The sequence below is a fragment of the Paraburkholderia sp. XV genome (assembly GCF_020177535.1).
Taxonomy (GTDB): domain Bacteria; phylum Pseudomonadota; class Gammaproteobacteria; order Burkholderiales; family Burkholderiaceae; genus Paraburkholderia; species Paraburkholderia caribensis.
The window spans coordinates 60270-84299 of the sequence record NZ_JAGUUD010000005.1 but is presented as its reverse complement, the minus strand read 5'-3'; the positions used below and the strand labels follow the sequence as shown (position 1 = coordinate 84299).

The window sequence follows — 24030 nt, the reverse complement described above, 5'->3', positions numbered from 1 at the left end:
CCCCCGTGTGTAGGTGGGTTGCGCATGCTTTCAGGTTGGTTGCCGGGTTACATAGCCCCATGCATCTATCCCCCAAACCGTCGTACACGCGCGAGCTTCCGCTATGGCTATGGCCTTGCGGCGGATACATACATAGACTATGGCGGCGCATGCTAGAGTAAGACATATGCCATACATGCGCGACAAGTTGCCACACATGACTTCATCCTCGAAAAAACGCGCCGTGCGGCGCCCGGACTGGATCACGAACTTTGCGGACAACGGCAAGGCGCGCTATCTGCAGATCGTCGATCTGATCGAGCGCGCCGTCGCGAACGGCAAGCTGAATCCGGGCGACCGCTTGCCGCCGCAACGCAAGCTCGCGGAGATGATCGGTGTCGATCTGACCACCGTGACGCGCGGCTTTGCCGAGGCGCACCGGCGCAACCTGATCGAATCGCGTGGTCCGCTGGGCACGTTCATCGCGCCGCCTGTCGCGACGTTCATGCAGCAAGTCGATCTGAGCATGAACATTCCGCCGCCGCCCGCCGACCTCGACCTCGCCGTATTGCTCAGGCGCGGACTGTCGCAGGTGCTGGTGCGCAGCGACGTCGATCTGCTGATGACCTATCAGTTGGGCGGCGGCAGCGATACCGACCGCCAGGCAGGCGCGGCATGGCTCAAGCCGATACTCGGGCGCGTGGACCCCTCGCGCGTCGTCGTGACGCCGGGTGCGCATTCGGCGCTCGCTGCGCTGATACTGGCGCTCACGAAGCAGAACGCGCCCGTCTTCGCCGAGCAGCTGATTTATCCCGGCCTGCCGCTCATCGCGCGGCAACTCGGCCGCACGCTCGACACGATCGCGTCCGACGAGCACGGCATGCGGCCCGACGCGCTCGATGCCGCTTGCTCGCGCACACAAGGCGGACTGATCTATCTGAACCCGACCATCCGCAACCCGACCGCGCAGACGATGCCCGAGCGTCGCCGCAAGGAGATTCTGGCCGTGGCGGCGCGCCGCGACGTGCCTGTCGTCGAAGACGATCCCTATTGGCTGTTTGCCGACCATCCGCCTGCGCCGCTCGCGAGTCTCGCGCCGCAGCAGGTGTATTACCTGTCCACCTTGTCCAAATGCATCTCGCCGGGCTTGCGCGCGGCGTTTGTCGTGCTGCCTGCCGCCGCCGGGCAGGAAGCGTTTCTGAAGGCGCTGCGCTCGCTGTCGCTGATGTCGCCGCCCCTCACCACCTCGCTCGTCACGCAATGGATACTCGACGGCACGGCAGCGGATGTGCTCGCGGGGATACTGAAAGAATCGGCAGAACGCCTGCTGGCCGCAAACCAGATACTGTCGACGGTGAGCATGCCCGCGTCCAGCGGCGCGATTCATGTATGGCAACCCTTGCCCGCCCACTGGGCCGCGCAAAGCCTTGCGGCGGCGGCGAGCACCGAAGGTCTCGTGGTCGCGCCGTCTTCCGCGTTCTGTCAGACGGGCGACGCGCGGAACGCCATCCGTATTTCACTTGGCGGCTGCGCGCGTCGCACGGAATTGACGTCGGCATTGCGCAAGCTCGCAGCGCTCGTCGAACGCAAGCCTTCTGCCGATGACCGCTTGCTGATCTAATGAATCTGCTGCGCTGAAATCATCGCCAACTGCTGCTGTACGAAACACGGCTACCCGCGAATAATCCGCTCAACGCGCTTCGAGCATTTCCTTCCTCCTTTTAACGAAGCGCGTTGGGATCACTGCGCGAGTGCCCGGGGCTTCGGCCTTCAACCCGCAGAGCTTGCAGCAACGATGTATCGAGCGTGGCAAGTACTGGACCCCGGCGCCCACAGGCGCCGGGGTTTTTTCATTGCGCCTCGCCAGGGCAACGGCATCCGCGCATTCGCGTCCCTGCGCGGCGCGCACCGGCTGCGTTCAAGCGTCGGCGTGCGCGGCGACTGCTACGTCATCCGCAACCCTGGTCAGCCGGCGCGTGCGCCAGCGTGCATACGCAGCCGTCAGCAGCGGAGCGAGCAGCGAGGTGACGATCGTCGATGCCGCGATCTGAGGCGTTGCGACCGCGACCAGTGCGCCGAGATGCGGATCGACGGCCGCGATCGCGGTAGGCGTCGCAACAGCGTTGCCCGCCGTCGTAGCCGACGCTACGCCGCCCACACCCGAGCCACCGAAGAGGCGCGATGCGATGACGTTGAATATCGCGCCGACCGCGAGCGTAATCAGACCAAGCACGATTCCCGACAAGCCCGCGCCGAGAATGGCGTGCAGATTGATTTGCGCACCGAGACCGAACGCAAAGAACGGAATCAGCAAATCGCCGCCTGACTTGAGAAATTTGCGCATGTCCGCGTCGATATTTCCCAGCACCATGCCGATGACGATCGGCAGCACGGTGGCAACGAGATCGAGAACGGGGATCTTCGCCAGCCCGGACAAACCCAGCGCGAGCATCGTCACGAACGGTCCTTCCAGAATCGACAGCACCGCAAGTGCGCCGCGGTCGACCTCGTCGCCGAACTGCCGGGTCAACGCTGCGTACAGTCCCATGTTCGCATTGGTCACGGCGGCGATGATCGCCATGCCGGACAGGCCGAGAAATCCGTTCGCCCCGAATAGCTTGCTGACCAGCAAACCAATCAGCACACCGCTCGCGAGCTTGGCGAGCGTGATGGCGGCGCCGTTCTTCAGCGCACGCGGTGCCGTGCGCAACTGAATCTCGGCTCCCATGCACACGAAGAACACAGCGAGAATTGGCAGCGCGCCATGCGCGAGCTGGGTCGAGAAACTGCCGATACCCAATACCTTCGGTGCGAAGGTGTTGAGCAGGCTACCCCAAAGCAGCGGAATGACCATCATGCCGCCAGGAAAGCGTTCGATGGCCTGTTTGATTTTCATGTCGAGTCTCCTTGATCCCGGCACGGGTTCGACATGGCCCGGCCAGCATTTATCTTGCGGGGTGCGGCGCGCCGGCAGCCCATCGCTCCCGCTACACCGCACGGATGCGCACGTGCCTTTACATCTGCGCACCAATCATCCAGGGCACGAATTCCTCGTTGCCGACGCCGAGCGCTTCGCTCTTGCTCTTGTGACCCGATGCAACGTCGATGATCATCCGGAAAATTTCTTCGCCCTTCTGCTCCACGCTCACGGTGCCGTCCATGATGTCGCCACAGTTGATGTCCATATCGTCGGCCATCCGCTTGTACATGGTCGAGTTCGTTGCGAGCTTGATCGACGGTGCGGGCTTTGCGCCGAAACAGGAGCCGCGCCCCGTCGTGAACACGACGAGGTTCGCGCCGCTCGCGATCTGTCCGGTCGCGCCCATCGGGTCATAGCCGGGCGCGTCCATGAAGACGAGGCCGTGTGTATCGATCGGCTCGGCGTAGCGGTACACGCCCATCAGCGGCGACGAGCCGCTTTTGGCAACCGCGCCAAGCGATTTCTCGAGAATCGTCGTGAGACCGCCCGCCTTGTTGCCCGGCGTCGGGTTGTTGTCGATGCTGCCTTTTTCGCGCTTCGCGTAGTCCTCCCACCAGTGAATTCGCTCGACGATCTTCTCGCCCACGTCTTTGCTCACGGCACGACGTGTCAGCAGATGCTCGGCGCCGTAGATTTCCGGCGTTTCCGACAGGATTGCCGTGCCGCCGTGCCGCACCAGCAGATCGACAGCGGCACCCAGTGCCGGATTCGCCGTGATGCCCGAATACCCGTCGGAACCGCCGCACTGCAACGCGATGTTGATGTGCGAAACGGGAACGGGCTCGCGCACGGCCTGGTTGGCGACAGGCAACATGTTTTTGACTGCGGCGATGGCGGCATCGACGGTCTTTTGCGTACCGCCTTCTTCCTGCATCACGAGCGGCACCAGCAGCGGCCCCGGCTCGACGCCCTCGGCGATGAACATCGCGCCCATCTGGTTCGCCTCGCAGCCAAGACCGATGATGACGATGCCGGCGAAGTTCGGATGCTTCACATAGCCGCCCACCGTACGGCGCAGTTGCTGGATGCCTTCGCCATGATGGTCGATACAGCAACCGAAGCTGTGCGTGATCGGCACGATGCCGTCGACATTCGGATACGCATCGAGCGCCCCCGGTTGCGCGAAGTGCTGCGCGACCAGCTTCGTGACGGTGGCCGAGCAGTTCACGGTGCTGACCACGCCGATGTAGTTGCGGGTTGCGACGCGGCCGTCCGCTCGCCGGAAGCCGTTGAACGTGAGCGGCACGGGCGCGGGATCGACCTGCTTCATATCTTCGCCGAACGCGTAGTCGCGCGCGAAGTCGCCCATCGACATGTTGTGAACGTGCACGTGATCGCCTGCGCGAATCGGCTGCGTCGCGAAACCGATGATCTGGCCATAGCGCCGCACGGGCGCGCCTTGTGCAACGTCGCGGCAGGCAATCTTGTGTGCGGCAGGAATGTCAGCCGCGGCAACGAGATTGTCGAAATCAGCGAGAATAGTGCCTGCGCTGAGCGCGCCGCGCGCAATGAGCACATCGTCGATGTCGTGCAGTTTGATGGCGAGTGTGGCCTGGCTCATCATGTTCCTCCTGTTCCGGATTGTGGGTTGGGGCGCGTGACGCTCCCGGTTGAAGAGCGGAGCGTTTGCCGGCGCGGACTCATATTGCGGTCGGCCCAACAGGACACGCAAACTGGTCAGGCCACTTTTGATGGGGCTGAAACCGGCCCTCCCCGCGTGGCGGATGAAGGATGAATCGTGGAAAGTCGTTTGAAAGCAAGGGGCGCATTGGCGCAGACAATCCGCCACATCGAGTCAGGCATTCAGGAAGGCCGCTGGCAGCCTGACGAACGCTTGCCCTCGGAACGTACGCTCGCGGAGTCGTTGGGTGTGTCGCGCGCGACGGTACGTGAAGCGATTGGACGCCTCGCAACCAAAGGTGTTCTGGAAACGCGACGCGGCAGCGGCGTCTATCTGCTGCGCAGCAAACCGGCGTCACTGGCGGCGCCGTGGCTTCAACTCATTGCCGATACCCCGCCGCTACGTTCCGAAACGCTCGAGTTCCGCCTGGTGTTCGAGTGCGCCGCCGCGCGTTTCGCCGCGCAACGTGCGTCCCACCGGGAACTCGAACGCTTCGAGGCGGTGCTCGAACGCATGCGCGACGCCGTGGCAGGTAAGGACGTCGACGAGGAAGCCACAACCGACGGTGAATTCCATACGGCGCTCGTTGCAGCATCGCAAAACCGGCTGCTCGATCAGTTCTATGCGAGCGTGATCGGCATGCTGCGCGAACACATCGCAAGCAACACGTACGACGCAACCGTCAACAACGCGAATGCAGCCGAGCAGGCACGCAGCCGCTTGCGCCAGCATGAATCCATCTACTACGCGATTCGCGAAGGCAATGCGGATGCCGCGCAACACGCGATGTACGTTCACATCGACTATGTAGGACGACAGTTCAACGTCTGAGCGAACCGCTGCAGTCGTTCTCAGCCACATGCGAATTTGTAAGCGCTGAAATGTGCGGTTACCAACTGCATAAGTTATTTCATCGAGTGCTGATTAAGATGATCTCCATGAATCCGTTAAACGGAAAAGTGGAGAATCAAATCATGAAACGCGCAGCGCTTGTCTTGTTGATGATTGGTAGCTTGTCGGTGGCCCAGCAGGCATCGGCGCACGGGCGCGGCGGCTGGGGCCGTGGCGGCGGCGTCGATGGCGGCGCCATCGTGGGGGCGCTGATCGGCGGTGCAGTGCTCGGTGCGCTCGTGACCTCGGTTGCCAATGCGCAGCCCGCGTACGCGCAACCTGTCTATCAGCAACCCGTGTATGCACAACCGGTTTATTCGCAGCCGGTTTATCCGCAACCGCCGTCGGGCGCTTGCTACGACAGCTATCAACGCGCCTATGTGCCGTGTCAAGGCGGCTACGGATATTGATCGAGGCGTCGCCGCACCGAAGCCGCCCATCCAGCCTGCGAACATGACGGCGTGCCGTTTCGCTATGACACGGCCGCCAGATCGATCTCGCAGGCGTGCGCCGCCAGTTCCGTGACGATCGTCGGGATGCTCGCGCCTGTGGGAAAGCATCCCGCTACGCCGCGCGCGTTCAACACCTGCCAGCTGGCGCTGTCGATGTTCCCGCCAATCACCACCGGGATGCGCGTGCGCCGCTTGCGCAATGCGTCGAGCAGACCCGACACCAGTTCGACATGCGCGCCCGCCAACGACGACACGCCGATCACATCGACGTCGTGCTTCAACGCCAGTCTCCATGCCTCCTCTGCCGACGCGAACATACCGCCCGTCGTGACGTCGAATCCCGCGTCCTTCAGTGCGGCAGCGACAACCCGCACGCCCCGGTCGTGGCCGTCCTGGCCGAGTTTGCTCAACAGGATACGCGGTGCCCGCCCTAGCCGCCTCGACGCCCGCTTCACGGCTGCACAAGCCGCCATCCATTCGGCGTCCGACGATTGAAGCTCGCCATACATCCGTGCCGATATCGGCAAATCCACCGTATGCCGCGGCCATACGGCTTCCAGTGCCTGCGTGCACTCACCGACTGTCGCGCGCGCACGTATGCATTCGATCGTCAGTTCAAGCAGGTTGCCTTCGCCGTCGCGTGCCGCACGTTGCAAAGCGGCGAGAGTGTCGCGCACGCGCGCCGCATCGCGCGAGCGCTTCACGTGCGCGATGCGGCGCGCCTGTAACGTACGTGTCTGCGCGGCATCCAGTGCTTGCGAAACGAGACGCTCGTCCGCATCATCCGTCGTAAAGCGGTTCACGCCCACGATCACGCGTTGTCCGCTTTCGATTTCCGCCTGCACGCGCAGCGCCGCTTCGTGAATGCGCGTGCGTACCCATCCTGAATGTATCGCCTCGACGACGCCGCCGCGCGCGTCGATCTCATCGAGCACCGTTCGCACACGGCTTGCGATATCGGCCGTGAGCGATTCCATCATGTACGAACCGGCCCACGGATCGACCACGTCGCAAACGCCCGTCTCGTGCTGAAGCACCAGCTGCGTATCGCGTGCGAGCCGCGAAGACTCCGCGCAAGGCAGCGCGAGCGCCTCGTCGTAAGCATTGGTGTGCAGCGACTGCGTGCCGCCGAACACCGCCGCGAGCGCCTCGACCGTCGTCCGCACGACGTTGTTCATGGGCTTCTGCGCAGTCAGCGACCAGCCCGACGTCTGGCAATGCATGCGCAGCGCGCGACCCTTGTCCGACGTTGCGCCGCTTTGTGCGGCAATGTCCGACCACAGCAGCCGCGCGGCGCGCAGCTTCGCGACCTCGACATAGAAATCGGTGCCGACGCCGAAGAAGAAGCTCATGCGCTCGCATGCGTCGTTTGCGTGCATGCCACGCGCGACGAGCGTGTCGACGTAGGTACGCGCATTGGCCAGCGTCAGCGCGAGTTCGAGCACGGCGTCTGCACCCGCTTCCTGAAAGTGATAGCCGGAAACCGACAGCGCGTTGAAGCGCGGCATCTGTTGCGCGAGATACGCGGCCACATCGGCGGCGATACGCAGCGATGGTTCGGGCGCGAAGATGCCCGTGTTACGCACCATGAACTCTTTCAGGATGTCGTTCTGGATCGTGCCGCGCAATTGCGAGACGTGAACGCCGCTTTCGTCCGCCGCGACGATGAAGGCGCCGAGCACAGGTAACACGGCCCCGTTCATCGTCATCGATACCGACACGCGCTCCAGTGGAATGTCCTCGAACAGGCGCGCCATGTCTTCGACCGTGTCGACCGCGACGCCCGTCATGCCGACGTCGGCGCTGACGGCCGGGTCGTCCGAATCGTAACCGCGCTGGGTCGGCAGATCGAACGCGACAGAGAGACCTTGCGCGCCTTCGGCCAATGCTGTGCGGAACGCAAGGTTCGTATCGGCGGCCTGCGCGTAGCCCGCGTACTGGCGTATCGTCCAGGGCTTGTCGGTGTACATCGAAACGAACGGCCCACGTACGAACGGCGCTTCGCCCGGCATGCTGTCGGCATGCGCGACACCTTCGATATCCGCTCGCGTATAGACGCGCTTGAGCGGCACGGCGCGGCGGCGTGCGCGGCTCGTGCTCATCGGCGCCTCCAGTGCTTTTCCGTCGTGATGTCGGCGATCTTCATGCCGTCGCTCTTGCGGCTCACCTGCGTCCAGTGGCGGATACCCTGTTCGTCTTCGGCGCTGCCGACCACGCGCACGCTCAACGTATCGCCGACATCGACATTGCCGTAGTAGAACAACGACCGGCTCGCGATGACGGGCGGCTCGCCGAAGCGCCGCCATTGCCATTCGGCGCGATCGACAAAAGCCTGAAAGCTCGCGAAATAGAGAAAGTCCGCGCCATTGAAATCGCTATTCGGGCATGGCAGGAATTCGATCGGCTCGTCGGTCGCGGGCGCGAGATCCGGCATGGCGCTGCCGTCCGCGGCACGCAAACGCTTGCTCATCTGCATCATCTGCCATGCACGTTCGGGCATCGGCTCGACATCACCCGGCAGCGCCGCCAGCGCCGCGCGCGCGACGCAACGGTTGCTGCGCTGCTCGCCGCGCGAGACGAATGCCGACGACATCGACAGTTCCGCGATCTCCGTCTCGCCGCGCATGATGCGATGCGTGCTGAAATGGCGCACAGGACCCGTTCTGCACAGTGTGCTGCGAATCTCGAACGTGTCGTTTTCGCCGATCGTGTCGAGACCGCTCGTGTGCAAGCGTATTGCCGTAAAGGCCGCGTACGAGCGACCGCCGTTGTCGTCGTGAAAGTCGGTTTGCTCGCGGCCCGCGTGCGCCGCCAGCGCCTCCCAATGGCGATGCCCGCACTCCTTGAGCAACCAGTTTTCCGACAGCCCCGTGTAGCTCAGTTGCGGCATGCCCGCGCGATAGCGTTGAATCATGCTCACGCCGCAAGACTCGTCGACGTCGCGTCGAGGGCGGAACGGATCGTATCGACCACATGCCCGGCATCGCGCGCGATGCCCGAAAAGCGGCCCGATCCCCACGTATGCAGCCACGGCAGCCCGATGAAATACAGCCCCGCTTGCGGCGTGATGCCGCGAACATGCGCGGGATAGCCGCGTCCGTTGAAAACGGGCGCATCGATCCAGCTGAAATCCGGCCTGAAGCCGATGCACCATATGATCGACGTAATGCCGCTGTCCGCCAGGTCGAGCGACGTGCGCTCGCCTTCGGGTTGCCACACGGGTTCATAACGCGCACCGGCCGGCGCGTCGATGCCATGCTTCTCGATGAAGCCGTCGATGCTCGCGTTGATCCGGTTATACGTGTCGTCGGCGCTGTCGAGCGCTTCGATCAGATTCGGCGCGAATTGCAGGCGGCCGTCGCGCAGATCGTCGAGCCTGCCATAGAGTTCCATGCCTTCGAGCGCAAAGCGCCGAAGATCGATATCCCGCCCGCCGTCGCGGCCCGTGACATAGTGATTCGTGTTGTCGCGCACGCCCTCGCGCAACGGATGCTGGTCGACGGGCATGTCGTAGTAGCGCATGTCGGCGAGCCAGTCGACCACATCGCGGCCGCGATAGAAGCGCGCGCAACGCGGCGCTTCGCCGACGGCCAGGTACACCTTGCGGCCCGCGAGATGCAGGTCTTCCGCGATCTGTGCGCCCGATTGCCCCGAGCCCACCACAAGCACCGCCCCTTCGGGCAACGCCTGCGGATTGCGGTAATGCGACGACTGCAATTGCACGATGTCGGCGGGCAGCCGTTCGGCCATGCGCGGCACGATGGGCGTGTGATAGCCGCCGGATGCCACCACGACCTGATCGGCCGTGAAGTCGCCGTTCGACGTCGACACCAGATACCCGCCTGACGCCTGACGCCTGATCTTGCGGACTTCCGTATGTTCGAGCACGGGTGCATCGACCATCGCGATGAAGCCGTCCAGATACGCGATGATCTCGTCCTTCTTCATGAAGCCGTGCGGATCGCCGCCGCGATACGGGTAGCCCGGCAACGCGCATTGCCAGTTCGGCGTGACGAGGCAGAACGCATCCCAGCGTTGCGAGCGCCATGTATGCGTGACCGTGTGCTTTTCGATCACCAGGTGATCGATGCCCGCCTCTTTCAGGTAATAGCTGATCGACAGTCCCGCCTGTCCGCCGCCCACGACGATCACCGTATGGTGGGGAGCCGCGTTCGTTGTATCGGGAGCGATGATGTTTGCGTTCGACATGATTCTTTCCTGCGTTCGGTTCACAAAAGTTCGACGACCTGGACTTCCGCATGCGGATCGGTGACGAAGTGCTGCGCCTGCGCTTCGATCTGCGCGAGCTGATCCATCGCCGCCGAGCACGCGAAGCCATACTTCTCGCGCACGCGCTCGGAGCCGATATGCAGCGCCTCGCGCGCCCGCTCGACGAAATCCGCGAGGGCGTAACGTTGTCCGGCGATGAAGTATTCGCCCACTACCGTCGAAGGCGAATAGCAGTTGGCCTCGCTGCCGTCCGGCCACTGGACCCTGAAGTGCATGACTGGCATCACGTTTCCTTTGATAGAGAGATTCAGGCGCCGAGCGCTTGCATGACGTGCTGCACGTGGCTCGCATACAGCGCGATCTGACGGCGAGCGCTTTCGTGCCAACTGAAGCGTGCAAGAAGCTCGGGTACGGCATGTTCGAAGTCGATGCCGCCGCGATCATGCAGCGCGCGGCGCAATGCATCGGCGATGCTGGCGGCGTCACGCGGCTCGGCCCAACAGCAGACGCGTTCATCCAGATAACCTGTGAACGGTTCGATCCGCGACACGACGACGGGCGTGTCCGCCGCCAGCGCTTCGAGCGTGACGAGACCAAAGCCCTCGCGCAACGACACCATCGACACGACGTCGGCGCGCCGCATCAGCGCCGGGATGGTTGCGTCATCGAGCGGGCCTGTGACAACAATCTGTTCGCCTTGTCCAACGCGCAGCCCCAGTTGTGCGGCGCGCGCGACGAAGCGGCGCGTATAGGCATCGTGATCGAGCAGACTCGCGCCGCCTGCGATCACGAGTTGCGCGCCGGTATGCGTTTGCCTGAGCAAGGCAAACGCCTCCAGCAGTTGCAGCGTGTTCTTGCGTTCCTCGATGCCGCCTACGGCCAGTACGACTGGCTCGCCCGTCACGCCGAGCTTCATGCATACGTCTGGGCCGCCCGGGGAACGCCAGCGCACGGCGTCGACTCCGTTATCGACGACAGACGCGGCGACGCCATACTCGTCGCGAATCTTGCGTGTCCATGCGTCGCTCACACAAAACACCGCATCGGCGTCCGCGAACGCGCGTCGTTGCCACTCGCTGAGTTGCGCATCGTCGAAGCTATCGAGATGATGAACCGTGCGCACGAAGCCACGCACCGCGCCCGCTTCACGCAACTCCGCCAGCGCGTTGCCGCTGATGCTGTCCTGCGCATGAAGCACGTCGAAGCCGGAAGGGCCATCGTCGAGCAAGGCCGCTTTCAGTGCGTCGATCCGCGCCCGCACCATCGAAACCGTATCGTTGCCGTGGGCCGCGACGGGTGCGAGCACGACACGGCAAGGCGACGCGCGGAACATGGGCGCGCTGCCGGCGGACGGCGCGAAGATCGTCACGTCCTGCCCGGCTTCATGCAGTGCGCGGCCCAGTTCGAGCGTATGCACCACGCCGCCGCGCGGATTGACGGAATGCGTGAACAGCGCAATGCGCATCGCGGCGCCGTTCATGCCTGCGCTCCCACAGGCGCGCCGATGAACACGCTGTCCCTGAAGCTCCACAGCAACGCCGAATCGCCCTGCTGCGCGAGCACGGCTTCGCGCGACGCATCCACGGTGCCGATCGTCGCGCATGCGAGGCCGCGTTGCGCGAAGCGCGCGAGCACCTCATCCACGTGCGCATCGCGTACCGAAAGCACGAAGCCGTAACTCGGAAACGCGCTGAGCCAGCGTTCGAAGTCCACCCCCTCCGGACGAGGGATTGCATCGAGATCGATGCGTGCGCCCACGCCCGAGCATTCGAGCAGCATCAGCGACGTGCCCAGCACGCCAGCCATGCTGATGTCCTTCGCCGCGTCGCACAGGCCGCTCTCCGCGAGTAGCGGCAGCAGTTCGAGATCGTCGCGCAGACGCCCGGCGGGCGCGCCCACGGACGCATTCCAGAACGGATACGGATCTTCGAAACGGCCGCGCAGATCGACGGCCATCACCAGACGGTCGCCCGGTCGCGCGTTGAAGCTCGACAGTAATGCGTTCGCGCGGCCGAGTATCGACACTGCAAGCTGCGCCTGCGCGCTGCGCGTGTTGCTATGTCCGCCGACAACGGGCACACCATACGCACTCGACGCCGCCGCGATGCCCGCGAGAATCTGCCCAGCGGCATCGAGCCCGTCGCTCCACAGCGCATCGACGACGGCGAGCGGCCGGCCGCCCATCGCATACACGTCGCTGATGTTGACCATCACGCCGCTGTAGCCCGCGAACCACGGCATCGTCTCGACGAAATCGCTGACCAGCCCTTCGATCGCGAACAGCAGATAGCCGTCGCCATCGGCCAGCGCCGCGCAGTCGTCGCCCACGGCCACGGCTTGCGAAAGATCGCGTGCGCCGTTCGGCAAACGCGACGCCAGCGACGCCACCACGCCGGCGATATCCGTCTTGTGCCGGAAGCCGCGGCTTGCGCGCATCCGTTCGACCAGCGCCTGCAGACTCATGAGCGGCCTCGCGACGACGTGACGAAGCCGCTTTCCGGCGTGAAGCACGGCGGATAGTGCGCGAGGTCCGCTTCCATCAGATCGTGAGGCCGGCCGAACAGTGTTTCCTCCGCAACCGTCTGCCAGTGCAGGCGCCTGAACAGCGGCACGTTCTGACGCTGCACATGCGCGAGAAAGGTATCGCATCCCAATGCGTGCGCGCTGCTGACGGCAAGGCGGATCAGCGTCGAGCCGAGCTTGCCGTGCGAGCGGAACCCCGCATGCACGGCAAGACGCGAGCCGAGCCACGTGCGCGGCTGCGTTTCGTGAATCCGCACCGTGCCGACCACCTGCTCAGGCATGCCGGCGATGCAGCTCAGCGCGACCAGCAGTCTGGCGTGACGATCGATCTCGTCGCGGTCGTCGCCGACGAAGATGCCCTGCTCGACGCAAAACACCGCGCGCCGCAACGCATAGGCTTCGTTGCTTTCCCACGGCAGCGTCGCCCATTTCACGCGATACTCGGCGGGCGTGAAGTCGAGCGGCAATGCATCCAGTTCGTCGAATGTCTCGCAGAACATGATCAGTCCTCGTACGATGCGAGCGACGAACACGCGCCGCATTTGCCGCAGCCCGCCTTGATATCGGCCGAGCGCATCTGCGCGTCGCGCAGCATCGCACCGAGCGGCGCCAGGATCGACTTCATGAATTCGGGCGAAGGCGCGGGATGGTCTTCGAGCGGCGTGCCGCTGATCGGCACGAAGGGCACGACGAACGGATACACGCCGATGTCGATCAGTTCGCGCGAGATCGACAGAATGGCTTGCGCCGTATCGCCGAGGCCCGCGAGGATATACGTGCTGACCTGCCCCTTGCCGAACACCGCGACGGCCGCCCTGAACGCTTCCATGTAGCGCGAAATGGGCACGCTCGCCTTGCCCGGCATCACGCGCGCGCGCACTTCGGGCGTCACCACTTCGAGATGCATGCCGAGCGTGTCGATGCCGCTCGCCTTCATGCGCTCGAACCACGCATCGGTGTCGGGAGGCTCGCATTGCGCCTGGATCGGGAGATCGACGGCCGCCTTGATCGCAAACGCGCTGTCGCACAGGATCTGCGCGCCGCGATCCGGCGTGGCAGGCGTGCCCGTGGTCAGCACCATGTGCTTCACGCCGTCGAGCAGCACGGCAGCGCGCGCGACTTCCGCAAGCTGTTCCGGCGTCTTGCGCGCAATCGTGCGGCCTGCCGCGAGCGACTGCCCGATCGCGCAGAACTTGCAGGTCTTCTTGCGGCTCTCGTAGCGGATGCAGGTTTGCAGCACCGTCGTGGCGAGGACGTCGGTGCCGTGCAGCGTCGCGATGTGCGAGTACGGCACGCCGTCGAGCGTTTGCAACTGCGTGAAACGCGGCGCCTTCGGAAAACTGATGCTGGCGATGGGGATCGTGCCGCGCATCAGCGCGCTCGCGCCCGCTTCATCCGGCGCCCCCGCGACGAACGGCGAATGCCACGCCGAGCTGGTGTGCACGGGCACCATGATCGTCACGCCGTCGACGGTCACGGCCTTGTGATCCGACGGACCCGCGCCGCCGCGCCGACTCGCGGCACCCGCGTTCGGATCGACGAGGCGCAGCCCCGCCGACTGCAGTTCCGTGCGCAGTTCCATCAGCTGGCGCTGCGTGCGCGGTTCAACCGGCGACAGGTTCACGCTGCCATTCATCCTGACCTCCACTGGTGGTTTCGTCGGGTGCGGCGTCCGCGCCCGCGTGTTCGAACGACCTCGACATCGGCGCAACGGGCAGCGCCGGACGATCGTTGATGGCGAGACTCAGCAACTCGGGCCGCGCATAGTGGCCGACCGAGTCCATCATCCGTTTGCGCTTCGTGATCAGCGACATGTCGAGATCGGCGACGACCATCCCTTCGCCTTCGCGCAACGGCTCGGCGAGATGCTGGCCCTCGGGCGACACGATCGCCGTCATGCAGCCGCCGCGCAGCGCCTTTTGCAGCTTCGGGTCCGTCGTGACGGACTCGATCTGCGCCTCGCTGAGCCAGCCCGTCGAGTTCACGACGAAGCAGCCCGATTCGAGCGCGTGATGACGGATCGTGACCTCGATCTGCTCCGCGAAAATCGGCCCGACCAGCGAGCCGGGAAACTGGCTGCAATGGATCTCTTCGTGCTGCGTCATCAACGCGTAGCGCGCGAGCGGGTTGTAATGCTCCCAGCAGGCGAGCGCGCCGACGCGCGCAATCCCCGTGTGCGCGACCTTGAGGCCGGCCGCGTCGCCTTGCCCCCAGATCATCCGCTCATGAAACGTCGGCGTGATCTTGCGGCGCTTGAGCACCAGACGTCCGTCGACGTCGAACACGAGTTGCGTGTTGTACAGGCTGCCGTGATCGCGCTCGTTCACACCGAGCACGACCACCATCGAATGACGGCGCGCGCGTTCGCTCACCGCCTGCGTGACGGGACCCGGCACGACGACGGCCTGCTCGTAGAGCCGCATATGCTCGGCGCCCGACGCGACAGGCGGACGCACGAACGAGAAGTACGGGTAGTACGGCACGAACGTCTCGGGAAAGACGATCAGCTGCACGCCCTTCGATGCGGCTTCGTCGATTGCGGCGCATACCCTGTCGAGCGTGCCGCCGGGACGCTCGAACTCCGGCGCAATCTGCACCGCCGCTGCACGGATGATTCGCTGCTCGGACATGATCGTCACCCGGCGCGCTCAGACGGTCCACGTATGGATGATCAGCGCGTTCTCCTTGCGATGGAGAAGTTGCAGGTCGAGCACGTCGAGCGGATTGATTGGCCGGATACCTTCGATCAGCGACGCTTCGCCATGTCCATACAGCGCCTGCAATGCGAAACGGCATGCGTAGACCTTGCCGCCCTCTTCCATGAACTTGACGAGTTGCTTGTTGAAGTTCAGATGGCCGGGAAAGGCTTCGTCGCCGAGCGTCGGAAAGCCGCGTTGCAGGCCGAGCGTGACGCCGGGGCCATACAGCAGCACCGACGTATCGAAGCCCTTGCGTTGCAGGCGTGTGGCCTGCAGCAGGTTGACGAAACCGATCGAGCCTTCGAATGCGACCGTGTGAAAGGTGACGAGTGCTTTCTCGCCGGGTTCGGCCTTGACGTCGGGAAAGACCTTTTCTTCGTAGTCGACCAGATAGTCGCCTTTCTGATGCAGCGGTTTGTTGACGGCAGGCATATCGCTCTCCAATAAGTCGCGTAATTGATCGGATTGCTCGACGGGAAATATCCCGGTTGGCGAATCTCTTAACGCAACGGATATGCCAATTTCCGGCCCGCTTCATGCAATCAACTTCCAATCAATCAAATCGCGATTGTTCGAGCGACCCGAAAATTTCTTTGCGAGCCTTGTCTGATGGGGGTTTTCGGCGATTGGCGGCGAACCCGGGCGCACCGGTTTCGCACAACGACGCAGCGCCTTTTGCGTGCGAATGGTGCGCGATACCCCGCAATCGTGCATTCATCCAATCAATGCAATCAAGTTTCAAATTGAATGGAAAGTGATTTATTTTTTGCGGAATTCGCGTGTTACCTTGAATGACGCTTTTAGGTCTGCATTGGAAATGACAGCATGGACAGTCTCGCGCATCACTGGCTCAAGCGGCTGACTGAAAGCCGCAAACCTGCGTATCTCGTGATACCGGATCTGATCGAGGAAGATCTCGCGAGCGGGCGTCTGCGCCCGCGCGACCGTCTGCCCGGCTTGCGCGATCTGGCGGGCGCATTGCAGTTGAACTACACCACCGTCGCGCGTGCTTACGCCGAGGCGCGCAAGCGCGGCCTGCTCGATGCCCGCGCGGGCAGCGGCACGTTCGTGCGCGGGCGCACGCAGACCTTGCCGCTCGCGGGCGGCAGCAGCGTCGAGATGTCGATGAACATGCCGCCCGAGCCGCCGGAGTTATCGGCGCGCCTGAGAGAGTCGGCGGCGCATCTGCTTGCGCACACCGATCCTTACCGGCTGCTTCGCTATCAGGATTTCGGCGGCACGCCCGACGACCGCGCAGCAGGTCGCGCGTGGCTGAAGGAGCGCTTGCCCGAGTGCGAAGACGATACCGTGCTGGTGTGTCCCGGCATTCATAGCGCGCTCGTCGCGCTCGTATCGCAGCTTGCGAGACCGGGTGAAACCATTTGCCTCGACACGCTCGCGTATCCCGGCATCAAGGCGATCGCGTCGCAACTCGGCGTGCGCTTGCAGCCGCTGCCGCGCGACGAAGAAGGACCGTTGCCGCACGCGTTCGAAGCGCTGTGCAAGAGTGAGAAGCCGGGCGCGTTCTACTGCAACCCGACCTTGCAGAATCCGAGCACGCTGACGCTTTCGGTACAGCGGCGCGAAGCGCTTGCCGATGTCGCATTGCGCTACAGCGTCCCCATCATCGAAGACGATGCGTATGGCTGGCTGCCGGCCAACAGGCCCGTTGCGCTAGCCTCGCTCGCGCCCGAACTGACCTGGTACGTGACGGGTTTTTCGAAGACCTTCGGCGCGGGGCTGCGCGTCGCTTATCTGCGCGCGCCGACAGCAAGGCAGACGCAACGCGTCGCCGGCGCGTTGCGCGCGACGACCGTGATGCCGAGTCCGTTCACGGTGCTGCTTGCAACGCAATGGGTCAACGACGGCACCGCGCACGAGATGCTCGACGCGATCCGCAAGGAAGCGAACGCGCGCCAGGCGATTGCGTCGCAGGAACTCGCCGGCTGGGATTACGAAGCGCAGTCCGACGGCTTTCATTTGTGGTTGCCGATTCCGCCGCAATGCGACTGGAGTGCGCCCGAACTTGCGCTGCAATTGCGTAATCAGGGTGTAGGAGCGGTGGCGGGTGCGGCGTTTTCGACGGACGGAAACCCGCCCAATACTATTCGCGTCTGTCTGGGCGGCCCGCAGGATCGGGAAGATTGCCGCGACGCGTTGCAGCGCGTCGCGGAAACCTTGAGCGATCCCCATCATCTGCATATGCCGATGATGTGACCGCCAGTTGAAGATGAATCAGCGCAGACCGCCGCTCGCGACGACGCGTTCGCCCGTCAGCCAGCCTGAGTCGTCGGAGGCGAGGAACACGGCGATCGCTGCGATATCGCGCGGTTGGCCAGCGCGGCCAAGCGGCGTCTGGCTGACCGCGTTCGTTTCGAAGTCGGAGCCGGCAATCCCTGCTTCATGCGTGCCTTCCGTGATCACGAAGCCAGGATTGATCGCGTTGACGCGAATCTTCTTCGGCCCCAGTTCGCGCGCGAGCACGCCCGTGATCGCGTCGACAGCGCCTTTCGTGCCGCTGTAGATCGCGCTCGTCGGCGGCGTGATGCTCGTCACGACCGAGCTGATGTTGATGATGCTCGCGCCCTCGCGCAGATGCTTGACGGCCGCCTGCGTGGTCAGCAGCAGGCCGAGCACGTTGATGTTGAACTGCCTGTGGAACTGGTCTTCAGTGAATTCTTCAATCGGCGCGAATTCGTAGACGCCTGAATTGTTCACGACAACGTCGAGACGCCCGTAGGTTTCGACAGCGGCCTGGATGATGCCTTGGGCGTCCGCCGCCTTCGACACGTCGCCGCCGACTGCAATCGCCTTGCCGTTCGCCGCGATGATGTCGGCGACGACTGCATCAGCAGCAGCCTTGCTGCTGGAATAGTTGACGACGACGGATGCGCCTTCCGCTGCAAGCGCCTTGGCGATGCCCGCACCGATTCCTTTCGAAGCGCCCGTGACGACAGCGACCTTACCTGCAAGCTTGCTCATAATCTGTTTCCTCAATCGATTCGATACCGTTTGACGGGACCGGCGGCTACTCGAATCCGCCGGCCTGCGATGGAGTGAATGTAGACAGACGATTCGCCGCGATAAAGCGGCTCAAGGCGAATTGACTTGAAGGATCTGGCGAACAATCGAAAACCGATGATGACCTGGAGCCGCCGCTGTGGATTCTGCACCCGAAATGCAAACCGCGCGACGAAGGGCCCGACATGCGTCAAGGTCCTTCGCCGCGCGACTCACGGCCTGGCTTGCAAGCTCATTGCAACGTCATTGCAACGTCATCGCAATCGTCACATCAAAGGCATGGGCGTCGGATAGCTCAGGTGCGCGCGCGCTTCCTTGACGCCCTTCACTTCGAGCGCGGCGATGCAAAGCGCACGCTCCTCTGCTTCGGATTCGATCACGCCCCACAGATGCGCGACGCCGTCCTTGACGATGACGTTTCCCTTCGACAAGGCCCAACGCTTGTCGCTCAGCGCGGCGACGATCGCATCGGCGATTTCGCGGTCGTCGGCGGACGGCGTGTCCTGCGCGGGCGCTGGTGCAGCGGCGCTCGCCAGCGCGCGTATCAGGTTGCCGCGCGTGATGATGCCGACCAGCGCGCCGTCACGCGTCACGGGCACGCGTTTGATACGGCGCGTCTCCATCAGTTCGGCAATGTCGGCGAGAGGCGTGGTTTCGTCGACGGCGATCACCGTCGCGGTCATGACGTCGGCGACCCGCCGCCCGTGTTCCTTCACAAAGGTGCTGGCCAGATCGCGCGTCGACGAAAAGAGTTCGAGCCAGCGCGAACGCCGCTTCTCCGTGCCCATCTCGACCCTGTGCAGCAGGTCGCCCTCACTCAGGATTCCCACCAGCGCGCCGTTTGTGTCGACCACGGGCATGCCGCTGATCCTGTTTTCGACCAGACGTTGCGCGGCTTCCTGCACGGTCATCTCCGGTTGCGCACAGATGACGGACGGCGTCATGACATCGATAGCTAACATGGTTTTCTCCTTTGCACACGAACCAGTGTGTGCTTCCCAGAGCGGGACCGCTTGATCTGCATCAACCGGCGCGATTCGAAGCGTGGGACGATGGACTCACGTTCTTACGGAGGTCCGCACGTGGAAGTCGCCTTCCCTACGCGGACGGCACACCATGACCAACCCTCTGTTCCGCATCGGTTCCGCGCTGCTCAATACGCCTGCGCCACGGCCCGTCGAAGGCACACCTGTTCCGTATATCGGCTTCGCGCCCGCGCAACGCACAGGCGGCATGCCCTTGCTCGACGCGCTCGCCGCGCGGCAAACGTCGCGCGAGTTCGCCGACACGCCGCTCGATCACGGCACGCTCGGCGATCTGCTGTGGGCCGCCGACGGCATCAATCGCGCGCGCGGTAACGGCCGCACCGCGCCGTCGGCGCTGGGCGGCTACGAGATCGACATCTACGTGCTGCTCGCGAGCGGCGCGTATCGCTACGATCCCGTCGCGCATGCGCTGACGCTAGTCGCCGCCGCCGACCTGCGCGCGATGACGGGTTATCAGGAGTTTCTCGGCCACGCACCCGTGAATCTAGTGTATGTCGCCGACCTGACACGCATGCAGGACGTTCCGGCTGCGCAACGCGAAGCGTTTGCGTCGGCGAGCGCGGGCGCAATTCTGCAGAACGTCTACCTGTTCTGCGCGTCGACGGGGCTAGCGGCTGCCGCGCGCGGCTGGATGAACCGCACGGCGCTCGCTGCCAATCTGAAGCTGCCAACAGGATCGGTCGCGTTGCTCGCGCAAACGGTCGGGCACTTCGCAGTGGGCCACGAACGCCGCGCCTCCGATGAAGACTGCTCGACAACCTTTTTCTGATCGTGCGGGCGCGCCGCTCGCGCTGACGCGAACGGCGCATGCTTCATTCCTCTGCCTTCATTCCTCTGCCTTCATTCCTCTGCCGCGGCAGGCTCCGCTTCGTCGCTGCCGCGCACCAGCAGCACGGGACACGGCGCAATCCGCACGAAGTGTTCCGCGACGCTGCCAAGCACGATCCGTTTCATGCCCCGCCGCCCGTGGGTACCAAGCACTACGAGTTGCGCGCCCAGGCGCCCGGCGCAGCGTTGCAGTGTCTGTGCGACATCGTCGTTGAGCGGCCCGGTTTCCACCAGTTCCTTCGCGCACGCAACGCCCGACTCCCTGCATACGGCCTCGACGCTTTCCAGCGCGTTGCGCCCGTCGCTGCGCAATGCGTCGGTCAGCACGGTCGGGTCGAAATAACCGGCGTAGTTGAAGATCGGCGATTTATCGACGACATAGACGGCATGCACCGTCCCGCTCGTCAGCGACGCCAGCTTCACGGCCTCCTGCACGGCCAGCTTCGATGTGTGGCTGCCGTCCACCGCGACGAGGATCTTCTTGTACATGTCGACTCTCCTTGAAATGCCCCAACATAAGACCGCTGGTTAATGAAAAGCGCGCCCGCTTCACGAGACTTCGATCAGCACCTTGAGCGCATGCGTGCTACCCGCATGCGAAAACGTTTCGTACGCAGCGAGCATGTCGTCGAGCGCGAAGCGGTGCGTGATCAGCTGCTTCGGATCGAGGCGGCCCGAACGCACGGTTTTCATCAGCATTGGCGTGCTGACGGTATCGACCAGACGCGTCGTGATCGAAATGTTGCGGTCCCACAGTTTCTCCAGATGGAGATCGCACTTCACGCCATGCACGCCGACGTTCGCAATCGTGCCGCCGGGCGCGATCAGGGCTTCGCAGAGTTCGAAGGTTGCGGGCACGCCGACGGCTTCGATCGCGCAATCCACGCCCGTCGATTCCGTCAGCGCCATGACCTGCGCGACGGCATCCGCCTGGCTGTTGTCGATGCAGGCCGTCGCGCCGAAGCGCTGCGCCACGTCGAGCCGGTTCGCGTCCGGGTCGATCATGATGATCTGCGCGGGCGAATAGAACTGGGCGGTCAACAGCGACGCGAGGCCGATGGGCCCCGCGCCGACGATGGCCACCGTGCTGCCCGGCTGAACCTTGCCGTTGAGCACGCCGCATTCGAAGCCTGTCGGCAGGATGTCGGAGAGCATCACCAGCGCTTCTTCGTCGAGTCCGGCGGGAATCCGGTAGAGACTCGTCTGCGCGTGCGGAATGCGTACGTACTCGGCCTGCGTGCCGTCGATGCGATGGCCGAGAATCCAGCCGCCCGTCGTGCAATGCGAGTACATGCCGCGCCGGCAATAGTCGCACCGCCCGCACGACGAAATGCACGACACCAGCACGTGATCGCCGACCGCGAGGCCGCTCACGGCGCTGCCCACGCTGTGCACGACGCCGACGCCTTCATGGCCGAGGATGCGGCCAGGCTCGCAAGTCGGCACGTCGCCCTTGAGGATGTGCAGGTCGGTGCCGCAAATGGTGGTGCGCGTCATCCTGACGATGGCATCCGTAGGCGCCGCGAGTTCGGGCATCGGGCGTTGGTCGAGCGACTTCTCGTTGGGACCGTGATAAACGAGTGCTTTCATGACGACATCCTCCATTGAAGGAATGAAGTAATTCACACACGCCAATCTAGACGCATGCAGGGCGACCCGCTTGACGTCGATCAATCAACGGGCAAACGTCTGCTCGATTTGCGATACGACACCGCTTGATCTGCATCAACCGGCATGCGAGCGCACCTCGTAGACTCGATTGCATCGCGGGCCGATGCCCGCTCACGTCTCTCTGTTCTGGAGTAACGGCGATGAGTTACAAGAGCATTCTCGTGCAACTCGATACGGGCATTCACGCGCATCCGCGTCTCGAAGTCGCGCTACGTGTCGCCCATCAGTTCCATGCAAGGCTGACGGGCCTCTTTACGACCTACCTGCCCGATCCGCACGCGTTGTTCGTGATGGGCGGCACGGCTTCGTACTATGTGGAGCATGAGCGGGAACGTCACGAACGGTGCGCCGCGCTCGAGCGCCTGTTCCATGCGGAAGCCGCGCGCGCAAAAGTGGACGCGCGCTGGATCGCGGCGGCAGGTTATGCGAACGACGTCGCGCCGCCCTACGCGCGCCTCGCCGATCTGGTGATCGCCGGACAGACGGATCCTCAAGACCCCGAATCGTTCATCGCCGACCAGTTCGTCGAGCACCTGCTGATGTCGGCGGGCCGCCCGGTGCTGCTGGTGCCGTCGGCGGGCGCGCACACAACGCTCGGCCAGCGCGTGCTGGTCGCGTGGGACGGCAGCCGCGAAGCGACGCGCGCGATTCACGATGCCATGCCGTTCCTGTCGCACGCGGCCGACGTCACGCTGCTCACCGTCGGTGCGACGCGCGACGAGCCGCCGTTGTGGCGCATTCCGGGCGCCGACATCGCGCTGACCATCGCGCGTCACGGCGTCAAGGTGAACGTGCGGGAAGCGTCCGCCAGCGGCGACACGCCGATCGGCGACGTGCTGCTGTCGCAGGCGGCGGAATCGGGTTGCGATCTGATCGTGATGGGCGCCTACGCGCATTCCCGTTTGCACGAGCTGGTGCTGGGCGGCGCGACGCGCACCGTGCTCCAGTCGATGACCGTGCCCGTGCTGTTGTCGCATTGAGCGTTTCGCTGAGAAAAAGGAACTGACATGAGCTACAAGACCTTGCTCGTCCATATCGACGATAGCCGCCGCAGCCACACGCGCATCGCGCTGTCGCTCGAACTCGCGCAGCGCTGGGATGCGCATCTGATCGGCCTGTACGTGGTCTGTCAGGATCTTTTCAGGCCCCTCTTCCGGCAGGACCGGACGCTGTCGTTCGGGCAGCTCGAAGCGCACGCGGACGAGCGCCGCGAGAAAGCGCAGAACGCCTTTCTCGCCGCCGCCGAACGCGCCGGCCGCAGCGCCGAATGGCGCGCGCCCGCCGGACCCGCGCTCGACGTCGCCACACTGCATGCGCGGCACGCCGATCTGCTTGTGCTCGGCCAGCAAGACCCGAACGATCCCGCTTCGTTCGTCGCGCCGAATTTCGCCGGCGATCTGGTGCTGGGGGCGGGCCGTCCCGCGCTCGTCGTTCCGTATGCGGGCGACGTACGCACGCTCGGCGAAAACGTGCTGCTCGCGTGGGACGGCAGCCGCGAGGCAGCGCGCGCCGCCGCCGACGCAATGCCTCTGCTGCAACGGGCGCGCCATGTCGGCGTGGAGATCGTGCGGCACCGTGCGCAGCATGACGGTCAACCAGGGGCGGATGCGCCCGAAGGCATCGACGTCGCCGCATGGCTCGACGCACACGGCGTGCGCGCGTCGTTTTCGACGACGCCGCACCCTATCGGCGTCGGCACGGGCGCGACGCTGCTCAACCGCGCATCCGATCTGCACGCGGACCTGCTGGTGCTGGGCGCATATGGGCACGCACGGGCGCGCGAACGCGTGTTCGGCGGCGTCACGCGGACGATGCTGGAATCGATGACCGTGCCCGTGCTGATGTCGCATTGACGCGTAGATGAACGTGGCGTCGCTGCCGGGACGCCAGACGCCAGACGCCAGGCGGCGGACGGGCACGGCAGCGCGCAACCTGGGTGCATCGGCGCGCCGCGCACAAAACGGCGCGCCATGTCGGCGCCACGGGCGCGCTTCGCAGGAAGGCGGCATTCGTCGCGAAGCGTTGCGCGCTGTCCGTCTTTCTCGCGGGGCAGGCACGGATGAAAGTCGACCTCGACGTCGCCAGCAAG

23 protein-coding genes are annotated in these 24030 nt (G+C 64.3%); 7 read left to right on the top strand and 16 right to left on the bottom strand.

From position 1 onward, the window contains the following. Positions 1-196: 196 nt before the first annotated feature. Positions 197-1600, top strand: coding sequence for a PLP-dependent aminotransferase family protein (locus KFO72_RS04390; protein WP_225031481.1), 1404 nt, complete (start codon positions 197-199; stop codon positions 1598-1600). Between the two features lie 297 nt (positions 1601-1897). On the opposite strand, the gene KFO72_RS04385 is transcribed toward KFO72_RS04390, so the two are convergent. Next, complete coding sequence (locus KFO72_RS04385) at positions 1898-2875, bottom strand: 2-keto-3-deoxygluconate permease (RefSeq protein ID WP_054932312.1); 978 nt, start codon at positions 2873-2875, stop codon at positions 1898-1900. Between the two features lie 118 nt (positions 2876-2993). Further along, positions 2994-4520 carry a UxaA family hydrolase gene (locus KFO72_RS04380; protein ID WP_054932323.1) on the bottom strand — a complete coding sequence of 509 codons (1527 nt, stop codon included), beginning with the start codon at positions 4518-4520 and terminating at the stop codon, positions 2994-2996. A 177-nt stretch (positions 4521-4697) separates the two neighbouring features. On the opposite strand from KFO72_RS04380, the gene KFO72_RS04375 reads away from it, so the two are divergent. Together KFO72_RS04375 and KFO72_RS04370 are read left to right on the top strand one after the other, a co-directional pair. Next, the gene (locus KFO72_RS04375) at positions 4698-5411 is read left to right on the top strand and encodes a FadR/GntR family transcriptional regulator (protein ID WP_224099376.1); all 714 of its coding nucleotides are present in this window, start codon (positions 4698-4700) and stop codon (positions 5409-5411) included. A 143-nt stretch (positions 5412-5554) separates the two neighbouring features. Further along, a complete protein-coding gene (locus KFO72_RS04370; protein ID WP_060610452.1) occupies positions 5555-5881 on the top strand; it encodes a hypothetical protein in 327 nt (108 codons plus the stop codon). Between the two features lie 62 nt (positions 5882-5943). On the opposite strand, the gene scpA is transcribed toward KFO72_RS04370, so the two are convergent. Genes scpA through KFO72_RS04320 form a run of 10 tightly spaced genes read right to left on the bottom strand, consistent with a single transcriptional unit; the run spans position 5944 to position 15807 of the window. After that, entirely contained in the window at positions 5944-8025 is a 2082-nt protein-coding gene (gene scpA, locus KFO72_RS04365) for a methylmalonyl-CoA mutase (protein WP_225031480.1), read from the bottom strand. Next, entirely contained in the window at positions 8022-8837 is an 816-nt protein-coding gene (locus tag KFO72_RS04360; protein ID WP_176053706.1) for a Pnap_2097 family protein, read from the bottom strand. The genes scpA and KFO72_RS04360 overlap by 4 nt, the downstream gene beginning before the upstream one ends. Before the next feature lie 2 nt (positions 8838-8839). Beyond that, positions 8840-10132, bottom strand: coding sequence for an MSMEG_0569 family flavin-dependent oxidoreductase (locus tag KFO72_RS04355; RefSeq protein WP_225031479.1), 1293 nt, complete (start codon positions 10130-10132; stop codon positions 8840-8842). A gap of 20 nt (positions 10133-10152) precedes the next feature. Further along, positions 10153-10437 (bottom strand): MSMEG_0570 family nitrogen starvation response protein, encoded by a 285-nt coding sequence (locus KFO72_RS04350; protein WP_054932317.1) that lies wholly within the window; start codon positions 10435-10437, stop codon positions 10153-10155. 23 nt (positions 10438-10460) lie between these two features. Continuing rightward, positions 10461-11633 (bottom strand): MSMEG_0565 family glycosyltransferase, encoded by a 1173-nt coding sequence (locus KFO72_RS04345; protein ID WP_062918139.1) that lies wholly within the window; start codon positions 11631-11633, stop codon positions 10461-10463. Next, complete coding sequence (locus KFO72_RS04340) at positions 11630-12616, bottom strand: sll0787 family AIR synthase-like protein (protein ID WP_062918140.1); 987 nt, start codon at positions 12614-12616, stop codon at positions 11630-11632. The genes KFO72_RS04345 and KFO72_RS04340 overlap by 4 nt, the downstream gene beginning before the upstream one ends. Further along, positions 12613-13176: an MSMEG_0567/Sll0786 family nitrogen starvation N-acetyltransferase gene (locus KFO72_RS04335; RefSeq protein ID WP_062918141.1), complete on the bottom strand. Its 564-nt coding sequence runs from the start codon at positions 13174-13176 to the stop codon at positions 12613-12615. The genes KFO72_RS04340 and KFO72_RS04335 overlap by 4 nt, the downstream gene beginning before the upstream one ends. Positions 13177-13178: 2 nt before the next feature. Further along, entirely contained in the window at positions 13179-14312 is a 1134-nt protein-coding gene (locus KFO72_RS04330) for an MSMEG_0568 family radical SAM protein (protein ID WP_054932320.1), read from the bottom strand. Then, positions 14281-15306 (bottom strand): Nit6803 family nitrilase, encoded by a 1026-nt coding sequence (locus KFO72_RS04325; protein WP_060610456.1) that lies wholly within the window; start codon positions 15304-15306, stop codon positions 14281-14283. Before KFO72_RS04325 ends, KFO72_RS04330 begins: the two co-directional genes overlap by 32 nt. Before the next feature lie 18 nt (positions 15307-15324). Next, complete coding sequence (locus tag KFO72_RS04320) at positions 15325-15807, bottom strand: MSMEG_0572/Sll0783 family nitrogen starvation response protein (protein WP_012403844.1); 483 nt, start codon at positions 15805-15807, stop codon at positions 15325-15327. A gap of 393 nt (positions 15808-16200) precedes the next feature. Between KFO72_RS04320 and KFO72_RS04315 the strand changes: the two genes are divergently transcribed. Then, positions 16201-17592 carry a PLP-dependent aminotransferase family protein gene (locus KFO72_RS04315; protein WP_054932326.1) on the top strand — a complete coding sequence of 464 codons (1392 nt, stop codon included), beginning with the start codon at positions 16201-16203 and terminating at the stop codon, positions 17590-17592. An 18-nt stretch (positions 17593-17610) separates the two neighbouring features. On the opposite strand, the gene KFO72_RS04310 is transcribed toward KFO72_RS04315, so the two are convergent. Both KFO72_RS04310 and KFO72_RS04305 read right to left on the bottom strand, forming a co-directional pair. Next, on the bottom strand, positions 17611-18357 hold the full coding sequence (locus KFO72_RS04310; protein ID WP_225031478.1) for a glucose 1-dehydrogenase: 747 nt from the start codon (positions 18355-18357) through the stop codon (positions 17611-17613). A gap of 305 nt (positions 18358-18662) precedes the next feature. Further along, complete coding sequence (locus KFO72_RS04305) at positions 18663-19358, bottom strand: CBS domain-containing protein (protein ID WP_225031477.1); 696 nt, start codon at positions 19356-19358, stop codon at positions 18663-18665. A 154-nt stretch (positions 19359-19512) separates the two neighbouring features. On the opposite strand from KFO72_RS04305, the gene KFO72_RS04300 reads away from it, so the two are divergent. After that, positions 19513-20211: a SagB/ThcOx family dehydrogenase gene (locus KFO72_RS04300; protein WP_225031476.1), complete on the top strand. Its 699-nt coding sequence runs from the start codon at positions 19513-19515 to the stop codon at positions 20209-20211. 71 nt (positions 20212-20282) lie between these two features. Here KFO72_RS04300 and KFO72_RS04295 read toward each other — a convergent pair whose 3' ends face one another. After that, positions 20283-20759 (bottom strand): universal stress protein, encoded by a 477-nt coding sequence (locus KFO72_RS04295; RefSeq protein ID WP_054932330.1) that lies wholly within the window; start codon positions 20757-20759, stop codon positions 20283-20285. A 60-nt stretch (positions 20760-20819) separates the two neighbouring features. After that, on the bottom strand, positions 20820-21860 hold the full coding sequence (locus tag KFO72_RS04290; RefSeq protein WP_060610458.1) for a zinc-dependent alcohol dehydrogenase family protein: 1041 nt from the start codon (positions 21858-21860) through the stop codon (positions 20820-20822). Positions 21861-22081: 221 nt separating this feature from the next. Between KFO72_RS04290 and KFO72_RS04285 the strand changes: the two genes are divergently transcribed. Both KFO72_RS04285 and KFO72_RS04280 read left to right on the top strand, forming a co-directional pair. Beyond that, positions 22082-22921, top strand: coding sequence for a universal stress protein (locus KFO72_RS04285; protein WP_225031475.1), 840 nt, complete (start codon positions 22082-22084; stop codon positions 22919-22921). A 27-nt stretch (positions 22922-22948) separates the two neighbouring features. Continuing rightward, on the top strand, positions 22949-23794 hold the full coding sequence (locus tag KFO72_RS04280) for a universal stress protein (protein WP_054932332.1): 846 nt from the start codon (positions 22949-22951) through the stop codon (positions 23792-23794). Positions 23795-24030: the final 236 nt, after the last annotated feature.

Bases quoted from the DNA above. Each gene is read 5' to 3' on its own strand.
- KFO72_RS04390 (WP_225031481.1), top strand. From the start codon at position 197: ATGACTTCATCCTCGAAAAAACGCGCCGTGCGGCGCCCGGACTGGATC.
- KFO72_RS04385 (WP_054932312.1), bottom strand. From the start codon at position 2,875: ATGAAAATCAAACAGGCCATCGAACGCTTTCCTGGCGGCATGATGGTC.
- KFO72_RS04380 (WP_054932323.1), bottom strand. From the start codon at position 4,520: ATGAGCCAGGCCACACTCGCCATCAAACTGCACGACATCGACGATGTG.
- KFO72_RS04370 (WP_060610452.1), top strand. From the start codon at position 5,555: ATGAAACGCGCAGCGCTTGTCTTGTTGATGATTGGTAGCTTGTCGGTG.
- scpA (WP_225031480.1), bottom strand. From the start codon at position 8,025: ATGAGCACGAGCCGCGCACGCCGCCGCGCCGTGCCGCTCAAGCGCGTC.
- KFO72_RS04360 (WP_176053706.1), bottom strand. From the start codon at position 8,837: ATGATTCAACGCTATCGCGCGGGCATGCCGCAACTGAGCTACACGGGG.
- KFO72_RS04355 (WP_225031479.1), bottom strand. From the start codon at position 10,132: ATGTCGAACGCAAACATCATCGCTCCCGATACAACGAACGCGGCTCCC.
- KFO72_RS04350 (WP_054932317.1), bottom strand. From the start codon at position 10,437: ATGCCAGTCATGCACTTCAGGGTCCAGTGGCCGGACGGCAGCGAGGCC.
- KFO72_RS04345 (WP_062918139.1), bottom strand. From the start codon at position 11,633: ATGAACGGCGCCGCGATGCGCATTGCGCTGTTCACGCATTCCGTCAAT.
- KFO72_RS04340 (WP_062918140.1), bottom strand. From the start codon at position 12,616: ATGAGTCTGCAGGCGCTGGTCGAACGGATGCGCGCAAGCCGCGGCTTC.
- KFO72_RS04335 (WP_062918141.1), bottom strand. From the start codon at position 13,176: ATGTTCTGCGAGACATTCGACGAACTGGATGCATTGCCGCTCGACTTC.
- KFO72_RS04330 (WP_054932320.1), bottom strand. From the start codon at position 14,312: ATGAATGGCAGCGTGAACCTGTCGCCGGTTGAACCGCGCACGCAGCGC.
- KFO72_RS04325 (WP_060610456.1), bottom strand. From the start codon at position 15,306: ATGTCCGAGCAGCGAATCATCCGTGCAGCGGCGGTGCAGATTGCGCCG.
- KFO72_RS04320 (WP_012403844.1), bottom strand. From the start codon at position 15,807: ATGCCTGCCGTCAACAAACCGCTGCATCAGAAAGGCGACTATCTGGTC.
- KFO72_RS04315 (WP_054932326.1), top strand. From the start codon at position 16,201: ATGGACAGTCTCGCGCATCACTGGCTCAAGCGGCTGACTGAAAGCCGC.
- KFO72_RS04310 (WP_225031478.1), bottom strand. From the start codon at position 18,357: ATGAGCAAGCTTGCAGGTAAGGTCGCTGTCGTCACGGGCGCTTCGAAA.
- KFO72_RS04305 (WP_225031477.1), bottom strand. From the start codon at position 19,358: ATGTTAGCTATCGATGTCATGACGCCGTCCGTCATCTGTGCGCAACCG.
- KFO72_RS04300 (WP_225031476.1), top strand. From the start codon at position 19,513: ATGACCAACCCTCTGTTCCGCATCGGTTCCGCGCTGCTCAATACGCCT.
- KFO72_RS04295 (WP_054932330.1), bottom strand. From the start codon at position 20,759: ATGTACAAGAAGATCCTCGTCGCGGTGGACGGCAGCCACACATCGAAG.
- KFO72_RS04290 (WP_060610458.1), bottom strand. From the start codon at position 21,860: ATGAAAGCACTCGTTTATCACGGTCCCAACGAGAAGTCGCTCGACCAA.
- KFO72_RS04285 (WP_225031475.1), top strand. From the start codon at position 22,082: ATGAGTTACAAGAGCATTCTCGTGCAACTCGATACGGGCATTCACGCG.
- KFO72_RS04280 (WP_054932332.1), top strand. From the start codon at position 22,949: ATGAGCTACAAGACCTTGCTCGTCCATATCGACGATAGCCGCCGCAGC.